This window comes from Streptomonospora nanhaiensis (genome assembly GCF_026642255.1).
Classification (GTDB): Bacteria; Actinomycetota; Actinomycetes; order Streptosporangiales; family Streptosporangiaceae; genus Nocardiopsis; species Nocardiopsis tropica.
On sequence record NZ_CP113264.1, the window covers coordinates 5,054,459 to 5,070,078 of the forward strand.

Here is a 15,620-nt window from a genome sequence, read left to right on the forward strand (position 1 = left end):
CCGTTGATCATGTGCGTTCTTTCCCTTACCGGGGGGGCTCGACCAGGGCGAGTCGTCGTCCGTCAGAAAATCTCCGGAGGAATGATTCCCGTCGGCGATTACAGGGAAACAATTATTTTGTACCCCTTCGGCCTCCTCCCCGAGGGTATATAACCGACTAATTCGACACACTCCACGTCGAACCCCCTCGCCACCGGGAACGACGGGCCCCTTTCCTCGCACCGCTCACCCGAGTGCCCCACAGCGTTTTCGGACAGTCTCCAGGCACCACCATCGGAAGGTTCCCATGGGGTTCAACCTGCACTACGAAGCACTCATGAGAGATTCCTCGTCCATCCGCCGGGGAAGCGGCTTCTCACTGGCGTGCGTGGTCTGCGGCCGGTTGAAGGACGACGGCCCGGCGAACCGCTGCGGCGAATGCGGCGGAGCCGTCGACGCCATTCATGACCTCGGTTCCGTATCCCTAGAAAAGGGACACAACCCCCTCCAGACCTACTTCGACCTGCTCCCCCTGCGCTCCCGGGACAGCGCCACCTGGCTCGGCGAGGGGGACACGCCGTGCTTCCCCGCCGAGGAGTTCGGCCGACGCGTCGGGCTCTCCCGTCTCGTCCTCAAGGACGAGAGCGCCAACCCGACGCTCAGCACCAAGGACCGCATCGCCTCCGTGGGACTGTCCCGCCTCGCCGAACTCGGCGTGAAGCGGTTCGTGATGGCCTCCACCGGCAACAGCTCCACCTCCTACGCGCGCGGGGTCCAGCTCCTCGACGGGGTCGAGATGGCGCTCTTCTGCGGTCGGCGCTTCCGCCACCGGCTCAACTACCCGGACCACGACGCGGTCTCGACGTACCTGGTGGAGGGGGACTTCGTCTCGGCGGGTGCGGCCGCACGCCGCTTCGCCGACCGCACCGGGGCCTTCTTCGAGGGCGGATTCTTCAACCTCGCCCGCAGGGAGGGGCTGAAACTGGCCTACCTGGAGGCGTTCGACCAGATGGACGCGCCGCCCGAGTACGTGTTCCAGGCGGTCAGCAGCGGCATGGGCCTCCTCGGCGCCTACAAGGGCGCCCTGGAGTACCGCTTCCTGGGCCGCCTGTCCGCGCTCCCCCGGTTCGTGGCCGTGCAGCAGGAGAGCTGCGCCCCCATGGCGCAGGCCTACCGCGAGGGCGCGTCCGCCATCTCCGAGCGGCACGTCGTCAGGGAGCCGCACGGCATCGCCGAGGCCATCCTGCGTGGCGACCCCACCCGGACCTATCCCTACATCCGCTACGTCTGCGACACCACCGGGGGCCGGATCCTCGCGGTGGGCGAGTCCGAGATCCGCGAGGCCCGCGACCTGCTGGAGGAGACCGAGGGGGTGAGCGTCTGCTACGCCAGCGCGACCGCCCTGGCCGGAACGGTGCGCATGCGGCGCGAGGGGACGCTCCCCCCGGACGCCCCGGTCCTGGTGAACCTCACCGGCGGCGTCCGCACCGGGTGGCCGACGCCCTCGCGCCACCGCGTCGTGGACGCGTCCTGGCCCGAGGGACCCGTGGGCTGGGACGGGGAGCCGCCGGCCGCCGAGGACGCGCGGACGACACCGGAGGAGGACGCATGCGCAAGGTGACCGTCGTCGGCGGGGGGATCATCGGCGCCTCCGTCGCGTGGAACCTCACCCTCGCCGGGGCGCGCGTGACCGTCCTGGAGCGGGAGCCGGTCCCGGCCTCGGTCACGAGCGCGGCCTCCTTCTCCCGCGCCACGGCGTTCGGCAAGGTGCCCCGGGCCTACTTCGAGCTGAACCGCGCCGGGCTGGGCGAGCTCCACCGGCTGCGGGCCGGGGGCGTCCCCGGGTTCCACCCGTGCCCGAGCCTGGTCTGGGGCGAGGACCCGCCGCGCCTGGAGGACGCCGCCGCCACCGCGGCGGGGTGGGGGTACGCGGCCCACTGCGCGGACCCGGCCCGCACCGGGCTCCCGGCCGGGGTCGGCCCCGCGGCACTGCCGGCACTGGTCGCCCGCCTACCAGAGGAGGGGTGGGTCGACCTGCCCCCCATGGCGGCCTGGCTGCTCGGCGAGGCCCGGGGCCGCGGGGCGGACGTCCGGTTCGGGGCGGAGGCCGCCGCGGTGCGCACCGACGCGGACGGAACCGTGCGCGCCGTCGGCCTCGCCGACGGAGGCACGGTGGAGACCGACGTGGTGGTCAACGCCGCCGGGGCGCAGGGACAGGAGGTCGCCGGACTCGTCGGCGGACCGCTCACCCTCGGGCCCACCCTGGGCCTTCTGGCCGACCTCCCCCTGGCCGGTGCGACGGACGCCATGCTGCTGGGCCCGGACGTCAGCGTCCGCCCGTCGGGCCCGGACTCCGTCCTGGTGCGGTCGGACGCCGTCGACGCCCGCATCGGCACGGCCCGCCCCTGCGCCCGGCGGCTCGACGAACTCCTCGCCGAGCTGGTCGGCCGCGCCGCCGCGGTCCTGCCCGGCCTCCGCGGCGCCCGCCCGGAGCGGGTGCGCCTCGGGACGCGCGCCTACCCGGCCGACGGGCACGCCAGCGTCGGGTTCCTGGACGCCGTGCCCGGCTACTACGAGGCCGTCAGCCACAGCGGGGCGACGCTCGGTCCGCTCCTGGGCAGGCTCGCCGCCGAGGAGATCGTGTACGACCGCCGCGACCCCCTGCTCGCCCCCTTCCCACCCGACCGGTTCGGCACGGAGGCCCCGGCCGGCGCCGGAGCCCGCCACGCGACCGCGAACGCGACACAGTAGGAGAGACACCGATGACGGACACCAGCACGAACGCGACGGCCCCGGCCTCCAACAAGGCGGCCTACGACGGCATCCACACGGTCGTCGCGGGCGGGGTCAGCAGCAACATGCGGGCCAGGGGCGTCGTGACGCCCCTCGTCGTGGAGTCGGCGTCCGGCTGCCGCATCCGCGACGTGGAGGGCAACGAGCTGATCGACGCCAACATGGGCTACGGACCGCACGTCTTCGGCTACGCCGACCGGGAGGTCACCGACCAGATCGCCGACCAGTTCGGGCGGGGGCACCTCACGGGGCTGCCGCACCGCCTGGACCGCGAGGCGGCGGGCCTGGTGGCCGAACTGGTCCCCGGCGTCGAGCAGCTGCGGTTCGCCAACTCCGGCACCGAGGCGCTGATGTCGGCGGTGCGCCTGGCGCGCGCGACCTCGGGCCGCACCCTGCTCCTCACCTTCGAGGGGCACTACCACGGCTGGAGCGAGACCCTGCTGCGCGCCCCGGGGGCCGAGGGCTACCGCCCCCGGCCCGGCGCGGCGGGGATGATCCCCGAGGCGATGAACCACACGATCCAGGTCCCCTGGAACGACGCGGCCGCCGTGGAGCGGGTGTTCGCCGAGTACGGCGGTGCGCTGGGCGCGGTCCTCTGCGAGCCGGTCCTGGCCAACGCCGGGGTGGTGCCCCCGGCCCCCGGCTTCCTGGAGCTGCTGAGGCTGCGCACCCGGGAGAAGGGCGCGGTGCTGGTCTTCGACGAGGTGATCACCGGGTTCCGGGTGGCACGCGGAGGCGCCCAGGAGCGGTACGGCGTCGTCCCCGACCTGACCGTGCTGTCCAAGGTGATGGGCGGGGGCTTCCCCGTGGCGGCCTTCGGCGGGTCCCGCGAGGCCATGGAACCGCTCACCACCTACGAGGCGTTCCACGCGGGCGTCTACGCGGGCAACCACGCCGCGCTGCGCGCCGTCGCCGCCACGCTGACCAAGATCCGCTCCGCTCCGAACCTCTACGACGACCTGGAGGCCCTGGGCGCGTACGCCGAGGACCGCGTCCGCGAGGCGGCCACCGCCGCCGGGAGGCCGGTGCTGTTCGAGCGGGTCGGCTCCGTGCTGTCGATGGCCCTCCTGGACGAGGCGTCGGCGGTGGACCGCGCCGCACACCGCGCCCTGCAGTCCGCCTGCCAGCGGCGCGGGGTGTACTTCCACCCCAACCCCGACGAGCCCTGGTTCCTGAGCACGGCCCACACCGAGGAGGACATCGACACGATCGCCGCGGTCCTGAAGGAGTCCCTGGCACAGGCCCCGGCCACGAGGAGCGTCCGGTGAACGGGCCTCCCCGGGTGAACGTCTCGGTGTACGACAGGTGCGCCCCCGGGTACGACCCGCACGTCGCCTACTTCCGGACGTTCGGACGGCTTCTGGTGGACCTGGCGGCGCCCGCTCCCGGCGAGCGCGTGCTCGACGTCGCCGCCGGCCGGGGCGCGTGCCTGTTCCCGGCCGCGGAGCGCGTCGGCCCCGGGGGCAGGGTCGACGGCGTCGACCTCTCCCCCGCGATGGTGGCGCACCTCGCGGCGGACATCGAGGCGGGCGGCACGGCCAACGCGTGGGCCGCGCAGATGGACGCCCAGGCCCTCACGGTCCCGGAGTCCTCCTACGACGTGGTGCTGTGCGCCTTCGCCCTGTTCGTCATGCCCGACCCCGGGGCCGCGGTGGACGGCTTCCGCCGCGCGCTCAGGCCGGGAGGGCGCTGCGCGGTCTCGGTCCCGTCCATGACCCTGGTGCCGGGCGACGTCGAGGAGGTCCGGGAGGTCTTCCGGTCCTACGCCGAACGCTCCGGGAGCCCCGTCTTCCGCCGGAGGATCTACGGCGTGGACCCCGGAGCCCTGTTGGAGGCGGCGGGGTTCACCGGCGTCCGGGCCCGCGAGGAGACCGCGCGGTTCGTCTTCCGCGACACCGCCGCGTGGTGGGAGTGGACCTGGTCCACCGGCATCCGGTCCTTCTACGAACACCTCCCCGCCGGCCTGCTGGAGGAACTGCGCCGGGAGCTCTTCGCGCTGCTCGCACCGCTGGAGACCCCCGACGGGCTCCCGCCTGGGACGGAGCGCCCGCGCTTCGCGACGGCGAGGAGGCCGGAGACGGACGGTTGACCCCCGGCACCGCGTGAGGAGCGCGAGGCGCAGGAGGTACGGGGCACGGGGCGGGAGCGCGACGGGTTCGAGCTCCCGCCCCCTTGTCTGAAACTCGGTTACGGGTTACCTTGAAGATGATGTCAGAACCAACACGCAGCACCGTCCCGGACGACCTCGTGGGCGCGGCGGTCCGCGCCGCCGAGAACCTGGGGAAGGATGTGGCCGACGTGCCCCTGGTCGCGATCGCGGAGGAGGCGGGCGTCTCCCGCAGCACCCTGCTGCGCCGCGTCGGAGGCTCCCGCGGGGCCCTGGACGAGGCGGTGCGCGCCGCCGGCGTCGACCCCGGCGGAAGGCGTCCGGTCAGGGCGCGCGCCGTCGAGGCCGCGGCGGGGCTGATCAGCGGACAGGGCCTGGCCTCCGCCACGCTGGAGGCGGTCGCCGCGTCCGCGGAGTGCTCGGTGCACAGCCTCTACGCGGCCTTCGGCGGCCGGGACGGGCTCCTCCGGGCGGTGTTCGAGCGGTACAGCCCCATCCTCGACCTGGAGGAGGCGGTCGCCCGGCCCGGGGAGGACCTCCGGACGCGGGTCCACGGGATCTACCGCCTGGTGGCGGCCGGGCTCGGCCGGGAACCGCGTGTGCTGCCCGCCCTCCTGGCCGACGTGTTCGCCCGGCCCGAGGGCCCCGCCGCGGACCTCGTCTCCCGGCTCGTCTTCCCGCGGATGCTCGCGGGACTGGGCGCGTGGCTCGCGGGGGAGGTCGCCGCGGGCCGCATCCGCGACCTGCCCGTCCCCCTGCTCATGCAGCAGATGATCGGCCCGATCGCCGTCCACTCGATCCTGCGCCCCGCCCTCCGGGGCGTGCCGGGCGCGGATTTCCCCGACCCGGAGGAGACCTGCGCGGTGTTCGCCGACGCGTTCCTCAGGGCCGCCGCGATCCCGCCGGAGCCGCGCACCGACTGATCCCGAGGAGTCGTCCATGCACAGCCCGCCCACCGCAGTCACCGCCGACACGTCCGCCGCCCCGCCCGAGCCGGCCCGCGGCGCGCCGGCGGGCCCACGCCGCCCGACCGCCCCGACGACCTCCCGGGAGTCCCGATGAACGACAGAACGACCTGCGCGATCATCGGCGGCGGCCCCGCCGGAATGGTCCTGGGGCTGCTCCTGGCACGCGCCGGCGTCGAGGTGACGGTGCTGGAGAAGCACGCCGACTTCCTGAGGGACTTCCGCGGGGACACCGTCCACCCCTCCACCATGGACCTGCTGGACGAACTGGGGCTGGGCGAGCGGTTCGCCCGGCTCCCGCAGAGCAGGCTGAGCGGGGCCGCGTTCCCCGTCGGCGGCGGACGCACGGTGACCGTCGCGGACTTCCGCCTCCTGCGGGTGCGCCACCCCTACATCGCGATGGTCCCGCAGTGGGACCTGCTGAACCTGCTGGCCGAGGCCGGCCGGGACGAACCGGGGTTCACGCTCCGCATGAGCACCGAGGCCACCGGTCTGGTGCGCGAGGCCGGACGGGTCGTCGGCGTACGCCACCGGCCCCGCGCCGAAGGGCCGGGGGACACCGGGGAGGACGGGGCCCCGGACCGGGGCGGGGTCCTGCGCGCCGACCTGACGGTGGCCTGCGACGGCCGCTGGTCGCTCGCACGCCGCGAGGCGCGCCTGCCGACCCGGAGGTTCCCCGTGGGGATCGACGCCTGGTGGTTCCGGCTGCCCGGGGATCCGGCGGACGGCAGGGCCCTGACGCCGCGGGCGGGCCGGGGCCGGTTCGCCCTGGTCATCCCGCGCGAGGGCTACCTCCAACTCGCCTACATCGCGCGCAAGGGCACCGACGCCGCGCTGCGCGGGAGGGGGATCGCGGCCTTCCGGGAGGACATCGCCGAACTGATGCCGGAACTGGCCGACCGCGTCGGGGCACTGGGGTCCATGGACGAGGTCAAGCACCTGGACGTGCGGCTCGACCGGCTGCGGCGCTGGCACGCCGACGGGCTGCTGTGCATCGGCGACGCGGCGCACGCGATGTCCCCGGTCGGGGGCGTGGGCATCAACCTCGCCGTGCAGGACGCCGTGGCCGCGGCCGCCCTGCTGGCCCGGCCGCTCCTGCACCGGTCGGTCACCGGCCGCGACCTGGCGGCGGTCCGCAGGCGCCGCCTCCTGCCGACCGCCGGCGTCCAGCTCCTGCAGCGGATGATGCACCGCGGGATGGTCGAGCCGATCATCCGCGGCAGGCGGCCGGGCCCGCCCGCGCCGCTGCTGGCGCTCCTGACACGCGTGCCCCGGCTCGCGTACGTGCCCGCGCGCCTCATCGGGGTGGGCCTGCGCCCCGAGCACGCACCGGACTTCGCCCGGCGCCCGCCGGAACGGCCCGAGCCGGGCGCGGTGACCGGCTAGGCCCCCGGGACGGGGACCGGGCGGGGCCCGTCCGGCTCGCCCTTCGCCCCGGGAGCAGGAGCAGGAGCGGGGGGCGCCGCCGCACCGGGGACCGGCGGGACGCCGCGCCCGGCGCCCCGGCGGCCGAGCGAGGCGAGCGCGACCCCGCCGACCAGGAGCACGGCCGCCACCAGGCTCAGCGGGGTGACCCTCTCACCGAGCAGAAGCGCGGCCGAGGACATGCCGAACACCGGGACCAGCAGCGAGAAGGGGGCCACGGTGGAGGCGTCGTAGTGGCGGAGCAGGAACCCCCACACCCCGAACGCGAAGAGCGTGGAGATCCAGGCGACGTAGACGATCACGCCCACCCCGGCGGGGTCCAGCCCCCTCAGCGCGGCCAGGCCCGCCTCTGGCCCTTCCACCAGCAGCGACAGGGCGAACATCGGCAGCGGCGGCACCAGGCTGACCCAGACCATCCAGCTCAGGGCGTCGGGGGGCGCGGCCTTGCGGGTCAGCACGTTGGACAGCCCCCAGAACACGGCGGCGGCCACGACGAGCACGAAGCCCGCCACCGGCCCCGTGGCTCCCTGGTCGTAGGCGGCGACGCCGATCCCTCCCAGGGCGACGGCCATCCCCGCGCAGCGGACGGGGCCCGGCCTCTCCCCGAGGAGGACCGCGGCGATGACCGCCGTGAACACCGCCTGGACCTGGAGGACCAGGGACGCCAGTCCGGCCGGCATGCCCAGGTCCATGCCGAGGAAGACCAGTCCGAACTTGGCCACGCCCAGCACCAGGCCCACGAGGACGACCCAGCCCAGGGCCACGCGGGGGCGGCGCACGAAGAAGACGGCGGGAAGGGCCGCCGCCAGGAAGCGCAGGGCGGAGAACAGGAGCGGCGGGAAGTGGTCGAGGCCGACCTCGATGACGACGAAGTTGACTCCCCACACCAGGGCGACGAGGACGGCGAGGAACGTGTGAAGGGGACGCATGGAACCGATGATGGGGGGACCCCTGGTTTAAGCACCAGCGAAATGTCCTACATACTTCTCTTCAGCGGTGCTGAACGATCAACGGTGCCCGACCGACGGAGGACGCTCCCGTGCTCGACCTCTCCAGGCTCCGCTCCCTGCATGCGGTGCACGTCCACGGTTCCGTCAGCTCCGCCGCCAAGGCGCTCGGCTACACCCCGTCGGCGGTCTCCCAGCAGATCGCCAAGCTCGAACGTGAGACCGGGACCACACTCCTGGAGCGCCGGGGGCGGGGGGTCGTGCTCACCGACGCCGCCGGGACGCTCGTGGGCACGGCCGCCCGGGTGCTCTCCCTCGTGGAGGAGGCCGAGGTGGCGCTGGAGGAGCAGCGCGGGAGGCCCACCGGGCGGCTGACCGTGGCCGCCTTCTCGACGGCCGCGCGGGGCCTGCTCCCCGGGGTGCTGGCCGAACTGGCGGCGACCCACCCCGCCCTCGACCTGCGCCTGTTCGAGGAGGACCCCCACGCCACCCCGCACATGGTCGCCCAGGGCACGGTGGACCTGGCCGTGGTCCACGACTGGGACATCGCGCCGATGACCGTTCCCGACGGGGTGTCCCGGGAGGTCGTCGGCGAGGACAGGTGCGATGTCCTGCTGCCCCGCGACCACCCGCTCTCCGACAGGGCGGTCCTGCACCGCGAGGACGTGGCGGACGCCCGCTGGATCTGCCAGCCGCCGGGGACCGTCTGCCACGACTGGCTGACGCGCACGCTCCGCTCCGTGGGCACCGAGCCCGACTTCGCCCATTTCGTGGCCGAGTACCAGACCCAGATCGCCCTGGTCGGGGCCGGGCTGGGCGTGGCCCTGGTACCCCGCCTGGGCCGCGGCGACCTCCCCGGCACGGTCGTGGTCAAGCCGCTGGACCCCTGCCCGGTGCGCGGCGTGTCCGTGCTCTGGCGCGCGGGGACCTCGCGCCGCCCCGCCGTCGCCGAGGCCGTCCGGATCCTGCGCGAGCACGCCCGCGCCCTCTGAGGGTCCGGTCGCGCCTCCCCTCCGGGACACACGGCCCCCGCCGCCCCGCGGACACGGTTCCCGCACGGCGGCCCCGCCGCGGACGCGCGTGCGCTCCGGGACCGCACGTCCCTACGACCAGTGGGCCCGGACCCGGAACCCCAGGTCCGGGAGCCGCGCCGTCAGCGCGTCCCCCATGGCGGTGGCCGTGGTGACCTGCCCCGCCACTGGCGGGAGGTCGTCGAAGGCCAGGCACAGCGCGGACTCCGCGAGCATCCTCGCGGTCTCCCCGTAGCCCGGGTCTCCCCCCGACACCTCCGTGACCACCCGCTCGCCGCCGCCCTCGCCCAGGAACACCACCCTGAACCACGACCGCTCGCGCCGTTCCGGCGACGGCCCCTCGCCCGCCCCCATCCGCTTCAGCAGCCACTCCCGCGCCGGCGGCACCTGCGCGAGCGCCGCCAGGCCCAGGGCGCCCCCGGCGATCCCGACCGCGCTCGGCAGCCTCCCGACGGCCGCGTAGTGGCCGTAGGAGAAGTCCGGCCCGTAGCGTTCGAGCGCCCGGGCGGAGCGCAGGACGACCTGCGGGTCGACGGTGGGCAGCGGCAGGGCCCAGACGCCGAGCCTGCCCTCCCGGCGCGGCACGGGTGGCAGCCCGCGCACCCTGCGGCCGCCGTCCCCTTCCGACCGCTCCCGCTCCCGGCGCCGCCGGGCGGCCGCGGCTCCCGCCCCCAGGCGCGAGAACGCCGTCACCGCCGAGTGGAACGTGCCCCCGGACACGGCGGCCGAGGCGCTGACGAACCCCTCCACCCGGAGGGGGACCCCCTCGGGGAGGAGGCCGACGGTGAAGTACGCGCCCAGGTCGTGGGGCACGGAGTCGAAACCGCAGCTGTGCACGATCCGGGCCCCGCTGTCGACCGCCTCGGCGTGCCGGCGCAGGTAGGTGCGGTCGACGAACTCGGGTTCGCCGCACAGGTCGACGTAGTCCGTCCCCGCCCGCGCGCACGCCGCGACGAGCCCGTCGCCGTGGCGGATGTAGGGCCCGACCGTCGTCGCGACCACCCGCGACGCCTCGGCCACCGCCCTCAGCGACACCGGGTCTCCCGAGTCCGCGACGAGCAGGTCCAGGCCCGCCGGCGCGGGGTCGGTCCGCGCCAGCCGCTCCCTCACGGCGGCGAGCCGGCCCTCGTCGCGCCCCGCGAGCGCCCACCGGGTCCCGGACGGCGCGTGCCGGGCCAGGTACTCGGCGGTGAGCCCGCCGGTGAACCCGGTGGCCCCGAACAGGACCAGGTCGTACCTGCGCGGGCGGGGGCCGCCGGGGCCCGCGGCTCCTCCGCCGGCGGCGGTCATACGCGCTCGCCCTCGGGCACCGGGCCCGGCGCGGTCCCCGCGCCGAAGGGGCTCCCGCCGAGTTCCTCGCGGTGGTGGGCGGTGAGCCAGCCCCGCGGATCGGGACCCGCGGCGATGATCCTGGTCGGGTTGATGCCCGTGTGCACGTAGTAGTAGTGGATGCGGATGTGGTCGTGGTCGGTGGTGTCCCCGAAGCCCGGCGTCTGGAACAGGTCGCGGGCGTAGGCCCACAGCGCCGGGTACTCGGCCAGCTTCCTGATGTTGCACTTGAAGTGGCCGTGGTACACGGAGTCGAACCGGACCAGGGTCGTGAACAGCCTGATGTCGGCCATCGTGACGGTGTCGCCGACGAGGTAGCGCCGGGCGGCGAGACGCTCCTCCAGGGCGTCGAGGCGGGCGAAGACCCCGGCGACCGCGGCGTCGTAGTGCGCCTGGTCCGGTGCGAAGCCCGCGCGGTAGACGCCGTTGTTGAGGTCCCGGTAGACGTCCGCGCCCAGGGCCTCGATCTCGTCGCGCAGCGGCGCGGGGTACAGGTCCGGCGCCCCGTCCCGGACGAGGCCGCCCCACTCGGTGGCCATGTCCAGGGAGAGCCGGTCGTAGTCGTTGGAGACCAGGTGCCCGTTGTCCACGTCGACCAGGCCGGGAACGCTGACACCGCCGTCGTAGTGCGGGTCGCGTGCGAGGTAGGCCTCGCGCAGGGCGTGGATGCCGAGGACGGGGTCCCTGTCCCCGGGGCTGCCGGTCTCCTCGGTGAACACCCAGTGCGGGTCCCCGTCGATGTCCTCCTGCCGGGGGTCGGTGACGGCGAGGGAGACCGCTCCCTCCAGGCCCATGAGCCGCCGCGTGACGACGACCCGGTGCGCCCAGGGACAGGCCCGGCTGACCACCAGCCGGAAGCGTCCGGGCTCGGCGGCCCGGCCGAACCGGCCGTCCGCGGTGACCCTGTCGTCGAACGCCGCCGGCTCCCGCCTGATCTCCTCGGTCGGAATCCTGTTGGCCCTCATCCCGGCTCCTCTCGGACGCGCTGTCACGGTCGGAGCCGCATCGTATCCGCCCGCGGCCCGCCGTTCCCGGCACGGCGGGCGCCGGGGACCGGCACGCCCCCGGCCGCGCCCGCCCGGCGCTCCCCGCGCGCGGAGCCGGTCGCCCGACGTCGTCGTCGGTCTCGTGGACGACGGCGCTCCCCGCGCGCGGAGCCGGTCGGCACGCGGGCCGGGAACTGCTGCTCCGCGCCCGCGGCGGCTCCGTTCCCCTCCCCTGACCGGAAGTCGGCAACACATTCATGCCTTGACGGGCATATAACCGAGGAGGCATACTGATCGCATGCCCGACCTCTTCTCCGTTCTCGCCGAACCCAGCCGCCGCCGCATCCTGGACGCGCTGCGCGAGAGCGAGGGACTGCTGGTCAAGGACCTGGTCGCCGCCCTGGGCATGTCGCAGCCCAACGTCTCCAAGCACCTGCGCGTCCTGCGCACCGCGGGGCTCGTCTCCGAGAGCGCCGAGCGCCAGGGGCGGCGCTACCGCCTGCGGGCGGAGGGACTGCGCGGCGTGGACGCCTGGCTGGACCCGTACCGCGCCTTCTGGACCGACAGGCTCCAGGACCTGGGCGACCACCTCGACTCCACCCGTACGCACGAAGGGCCACCGCGATGACCACGCACGTCCGCGTCGACACGAGCACGCCGGGCTCTCCCGTCCTGCACTTCACGCGCCGCTACCCGCACCCCCGGTCGGCCGTCTGGGCCGCCCTGACGACCGGCGAGGCCCTGAGCCGCTGGTTCCCGTGCCGGGTGGAGATCGACGCGCGCGAGGGCGGGGCCCTCACGCTGACCTTCCCCGGGGAGGAGCCGGAGACCGCGCCCGTCACGGAGTTCGACCCGCCGCGCACCCTGGCGTTCCACTGGGCCGGGGAGGACTTGCGCTGGACCCTGGAGGAGGACGGGGACGGGTGCGTGCTGCGGCTGTCCAACACCGTCGTCGACCCGGAGTGGACGGCGAACACGGCCGCGGGGTGGGACACGTGCCTGGAGGGTCTCGCCGCGGCCCTCGGCGGGCGGCCCGCCCCGCAGGGGACCGGACCGGACGAGGAGCTCGTCGCGCACTACAGGCAGCTGTTCGCCGCCGGGTGAGCCGGGAAGGGCCGCGCCGCCCGCCCCGGCCGATCCGGGACGGGCGGGCCCTCAGAGCAGGTCCAGGACCGCCTTGCCGTGCAGCTGCCTGCCCAGCAGGAGCTCGACCGCCTCCGCGGCCCGGCCCCAGCCGCCGCGCCAGGACGTCTGCGGGTCGAGTTCGCCCGCGGCCACCCGGGCCGCGAGCCACGTCAGGTCGGCGGCGAGCCCGGGGGCGGAGGGGAGGAAGAAGGTGACGAGCGAGCGGTCGTGGCGTCCGCCGTCGCCGATCAGCGCACCGTAGGGGAACTCCTCCCCCTCCGCGGCCGCGTGGCCCACGGCGACGAGGGTTCCGTGCGGCGCCAGGAGGCCGTAGGCGTCCACCAGCTGTCGGCCGCCGACCAGCTCCACCACCCCGTCCACCGGCTCGGCGACCCGGTCGGGGGAGGCGACGACCTCGTGCGCGCCCAGGGCGCGCAGGCCGTCGCCGTGGCGTGCGGGCGCTCCCGTGGACGCGATCACGTGGGCCCCGCCCCGCCTGGCCAGCTGGACGGCGTAGCGGCCGACTCCGCCCGAGGCCCCGGTGACCAGCACCCGCTTGGCCAGGATCGGACCGATGCGGTGCAGGGCGCGCAGCGCGCTGGCACCCGCGACGGGAACGGTGCTGATCGCCCCGGGGTCGGCCCCCGCCGGGACGGTTCCGACCATCGCGGTGTCCACGGCGCGCAGTTCGGCCCACGCCCCGTCCGCGCCGAGGGTCACCACGGGGGTGCCGGCGGGAGGCCCCGAGCCGTCGGCGGCCGCCCGCTCCACCGCCCCGGCGGCGTCCCAGCCGAGCACGGCCCCCTCCGGCGCCTTCCGGATGCCGGAGACCTCGCCGTGGTTGAGGGAGGTCGCCGTCACGCGGACCAGCGCCTGGTGCGGCTCCGGACGGGGGTCGGGGACCCGGCCGAGCCGCAGCCCTCCGTGAACCGAGTGGTCGACGAGCAGTGCGCGCATGGGAGGTCCGCCTTCCGAGCGATGAACAGGGCAACGGCCACAATAGTGCCGGTGATAGGCATAAGCCGTCAACCAGCATTTACCTGTGAAGCGCATGCTAGGCTGACCGCCATGTCGACCGCTACGTCCCCTTCGTCCCCCTCTTCACCGCGGCCGTCCCTGTCCCTGCGCGAACGCAAGAAGCTCCTCACCCGGCAGCGGCTGGTCACCACGGCCCTGGAGCTGTTCACCGAACACGGCTTCGACGGCGCGACGCTCCACGACCTGTGCGAGGCCGTCGAGGTCTCCGAGCGCACGTTCTTCCGGAACTTCACCAGCAAGGAGGACGTGGCCCTGGCCCCCGGCCGGGACCTGTGGACGGCCTGCCTCGGCGAGCTGGAGACCCGTTCCCCCGGGGACTCGACGCTCCTGGAGTTCCTCCAGGACGGGCTCCTGGCCGCCCTCGACCGGACGGGCGACGAAGGATGGACGCGGCAGCTCCTGCTCAGCCAGAGACTGGCCGAGCGGACGCCGTCGATGGACGCGCAGGCCCGCCACTTCTGCGACCGCACGACCCGCTCGGCCATGGCGATCCTGTACCGGCGGCTCGAGCTCCCCGCCCCGGACGACCTGGGGGCGCGGCTGGCGCTCGACATGCTCGTCGCGTCCTTCAACCAGGCGCTGGGCGACTGGGGGACCCAGGCCGGAACGCCCGGCGCCGACGACCTCGCGCGCCGCCTGCGCGCGGCGTTCGCCGTCCTGCCCGGCCTCCCCGGGATCGCCTACGGCCCGCGGCCCGCGTAGCCGCGGACGGGGCCCCGCCTACGCCTCCCGCGCTCCTTCGAGCTGCTGGACCAGGCAGAACTCGTTGCCCTCGGGGTCGGCCAGGACCGCGATGAGGTCCCCCGCCTCCTCGAAGGTCGGACGCACCCTCCGGGCGCCCAGCCGGACCACCCTCTCCGCCTCGGCCTCCAGGTCGGGCACGACCATGTCCAGGTGCATGCGGTTCTTGCCCCGGGAGGGTTCGGGCACCTTCTGGAGCAGCAGGTCCGGCCACCGCCCACCGGGGTCCAGGAGGGCGAGGTAGGAGGGGTGCCGCCGGGTCTCCTCCCGCACGAAGCCGAGGGCCCCGCACCAGAACCGGGCCGTTTCCTCGAGGTCGTTGGCGTCGAGCACGCAGACCAGGCGCATACCTGCCTCCAGGGGTGGTGGCGGCGGCCGGACGGTGCCCGGCCGTTCGGTGCCGCACACCCTACGCCGGAGCCGGCTCCGCGTCACGCAGGCCCCGCGCGGCGACCCCCGCCGCCCTTCCCCCGTCCGCACGTCCTACGGCGACGGCCGCCCGTGCCCGGTTAGGCTCCGGGCATGACAGCCACAACGTTCGATCCCCGCACCCTGCTCGCGGAGAGCCGGCTCGGCGTCCTCGCGACCATCAAGGCGGACGGCCGCCCCCAGCTCTCGCCCGTCATGCCCTTCTACGACCGGGAGGCGGGCGTCATCCACGTCTCGGTCACGGAGGGGCGCGCCAAGACGGCCAACCTCCGCCGGGACCCCCGCGCCACGCTGGAGGTGACCAGCGGGGACGGCCGCGCGTGGGCCACCGCCGAGGGCGTGGCCTCCCTGACCGGCCCGGGCACGGACCCCGAGGGCCCCGAGGTCGAGGCGCTGGTCGGCTACTACCGCCTCGCCGCCGGCGAGCACCCGGACTGGGACGAGTACCGGGCGGTGATGGTCTCCGAGCGCAGGGTGCTGATGACCATGACGGTCGACCACGTGTACGGCGCCAGCCTGCGCTGAGGCCGCCGGGGACGACCGCTCCGCGACGGTCGGGAGCCGCAGGAGGAGGGGCCCGCCGGGCGGCGGGCCCCTCCGTCCGGGCCGACCGCCCGCCCCGGCCCCGCGCCGCGACCCCCTCGCCCCGGAGGAGATACGGGACGAGGGGGTCTTGTCACACCAGGGCGGGGTTCCTACGATGGGGCTGCTGTCGAAGCGCTTCG

The 15,620-nt window shown here is 75.0% G+C and carries 16 protein-coding genes; 11 read left to right on the forward strand and 5 right to left on the reverse strand.

Translation table 11 applies throughout. The annotated features are described in order from the left end of the window. The first annotated feature begins 316 nt into the window (after positions 1 to 316). The 6 genes from OUQ99_RS21880 to OUQ99_RS21905 all read left to right on the forward strand — a co-directional run bounded on the left by OUQ99_RS21880 (position 317) and on the right by OUQ99_RS21905 (position 7,230). Positions 317 to 1,600, forward strand: coding sequence for a threonine synthase (locus OUQ99_RS21880; protein WP_267945669.1), 1,284 nt, complete (start codon positions 317 to 319; stop codon positions 1,598 to 1,600). Continuing rightward, positions 1,588 to 2,730 carry an NAD(P)/FAD-dependent oxidoreductase gene (locus OUQ99_RS21885; protein ID WP_267945670.1) on the forward strand — a complete coding sequence of 381 codons (1,143 nt, stop codon included), beginning with the start codon at positions 1,588 to 1,590 and terminating at the stop codon, positions 2,728 to 2,730. Before OUQ99_RS21880 ends, OUQ99_RS21885 begins: the two co-directional genes overlap by 13 nt. An 11-nt stretch (positions 2,731 to 2,741) precedes the next feature. Next, positions 2,742 to 4,040: an aspartate aminotransferase family protein gene (locus tag OUQ99_RS21890; RefSeq protein WP_267945671.1), complete on the forward strand. Its 1,299-nt coding sequence runs from the start codon at positions 2,742 to 2,744 to the stop codon at positions 4,038 to 4,040. Then, on the forward strand, positions 4,037 to 4,861 hold the full coding sequence (locus tag OUQ99_RS21895; RefSeq protein WP_267945672.1) for a class I SAM-dependent methyltransferase: 825 nt from the start codon (positions 4,037 to 4,039) through the stop codon (positions 4,859 to 4,861). Before OUQ99_RS21890 ends, OUQ99_RS21895 begins: the two co-directional genes overlap by 4 nt. A 116-nt stretch (positions 4,862 to 4,977) precedes the next feature. Beyond that, a complete protein-coding gene (locus OUQ99_RS21900; RefSeq protein ID WP_431061435.1) occupies positions 4,978 to 5,802 on the forward strand; it encodes a TetR/AcrR family transcriptional regulator in 825 nt (274 codons plus the stop codon). Positions 5,803 to 5,937: 135 nt separating this feature from the next. Further along, positions 5,938 to 7,230 (forward strand): FAD-dependent oxidoreductase, encoded by a 1,293-nt coding sequence (locus OUQ99_RS21905; protein ID WP_267945674.1) that lies wholly within the window; start codon positions 5,938 to 5,940, stop codon positions 7,228 to 7,230. Here the strand turns inward: OUQ99_RS21905 and OUQ99_RS21910 are convergent. Beyond that, a complete protein-coding gene (locus OUQ99_RS21910) occupies positions 7,227 to 8,198 on the reverse strand; it encodes an EamA family transporter (protein WP_267945675.1) in 972 nt (323 codons plus the stop codon). The two genes, OUQ99_RS21905 and OUQ99_RS21910, sit on opposite strands and share 4 nt — an antisense overlap. Positions 8,199 to 8,308: 110 nt before the next feature. Between OUQ99_RS21910 and OUQ99_RS21915 the strand changes: the two genes are divergently transcribed. Continuing rightward, entirely contained in the window at positions 8,309 to 9,208 is a 900-nt protein-coding gene (locus tag OUQ99_RS21915; RefSeq protein ID WP_267945676.1) for a LysR family transcriptional regulator, read from the forward strand. Between the two features lie 111 nt (positions 9,209 to 9,319). On the opposite strand, the gene OUQ99_RS21920 is transcribed toward OUQ99_RS21915, so the two are convergent. Both OUQ99_RS21920 and OUQ99_RS21925 read right to left on the reverse strand, forming a co-directional pair. Continuing rightward, positions 9,320 to 10,537: a saccharopine dehydrogenase family protein gene (locus tag OUQ99_RS21920; RefSeq protein WP_267945677.1), complete on the reverse strand. Its 1,218-nt coding sequence runs from the start codon at positions 10,535 to 10,537 to the stop codon at positions 9,320 to 9,322. After that, positions 10,534 to 11,541, reverse strand: a complete 1,008-nt coding sequence (locus tag OUQ99_RS21925) for a glutathione S-transferase family protein (protein WP_267945678.1) — start codon at positions 11,539 to 11,541, stop codon at positions 10,534 to 10,536. Before OUQ99_RS21925 ends, OUQ99_RS21920 begins: the two co-directional genes overlap by 4 nt. Positions 11,542 to 11,860: 319 nt before the next feature. On the opposite strand from OUQ99_RS21925, the gene OUQ99_RS21930 reads away from it, so the two are divergent. Then, positions 11,861 to 12,190 carry an ArsR/SmtB family transcription factor gene (locus OUQ99_RS21930; RefSeq protein WP_267945679.1) on the forward strand — a complete coding sequence of 110 codons (330 nt, stop codon included), beginning with the start codon at positions 11,861 to 11,863 and terminating at the stop codon, positions 12,188 to 12,190. Then, a complete protein-coding gene (locus OUQ99_RS21935; protein ID WP_267945680.1) occupies positions 12,187 to 12,666 on the forward strand; it encodes an SRPBCC family protein in 480 nt (159 codons plus the stop codon). Before OUQ99_RS21930 ends, OUQ99_RS21935 begins: the two co-directional genes overlap by 4 nt. Positions 12,667 to 12,717: 51 nt before the next feature. Here the strand turns inward: OUQ99_RS21935 and OUQ99_RS21940 are convergent, their stop codons facing one another. Further along, positions 12,718 to 13,644, reverse strand: coding sequence for a zinc-binding dehydrogenase (locus tag OUQ99_RS21940; RefSeq protein ID WP_267945681.1), 927 nt, complete (start codon positions 13,642 to 13,644; stop codon positions 12,718 to 12,720). 111 nt (positions 13,645 to 13,755) lie between these two features. Between OUQ99_RS21940 and OUQ99_RS21945 the strand changes: the two genes are divergently transcribed. Continuing rightward, positions 13,756 to 14,427 (forward strand): TetR/AcrR family transcriptional regulator, encoded by a 672-nt coding sequence (locus tag OUQ99_RS21945; protein ID WP_267945682.1) that lies wholly within the window; start codon positions 13,756 to 13,758, stop codon positions 14,425 to 14,427. Positions 14,428 to 14,445: 18 nt separating this feature from the next. On the opposite strand, the gene OUQ99_RS21950 is transcribed toward OUQ99_RS21945, so the two are convergent. Next, positions 14,446 to 14,814 carry a VOC family protein gene (locus OUQ99_RS21950; RefSeq protein WP_267945683.1) on the reverse strand — a complete coding sequence of 123 codons (369 nt, stop codon included), beginning with the start codon at positions 14,812 to 14,814 and terminating at the stop codon, positions 14,446 to 14,448. 174 nt (positions 14,815 to 14,988) lie between these two features. On the opposite strand from OUQ99_RS21950, the gene OUQ99_RS21955 reads away from it, so the two are divergent. Then, complete coding sequence (locus tag OUQ99_RS21955; protein WP_267945684.1) at positions 14,989 to 15,420, forward strand: PPOX class F420-dependent oxidoreductase; 432 nt, start codon at positions 14,989 to 14,991, stop codon at positions 15,418 to 15,420. Positions 15,421 to 15,620 lie beyond the last annotated feature (200 nt).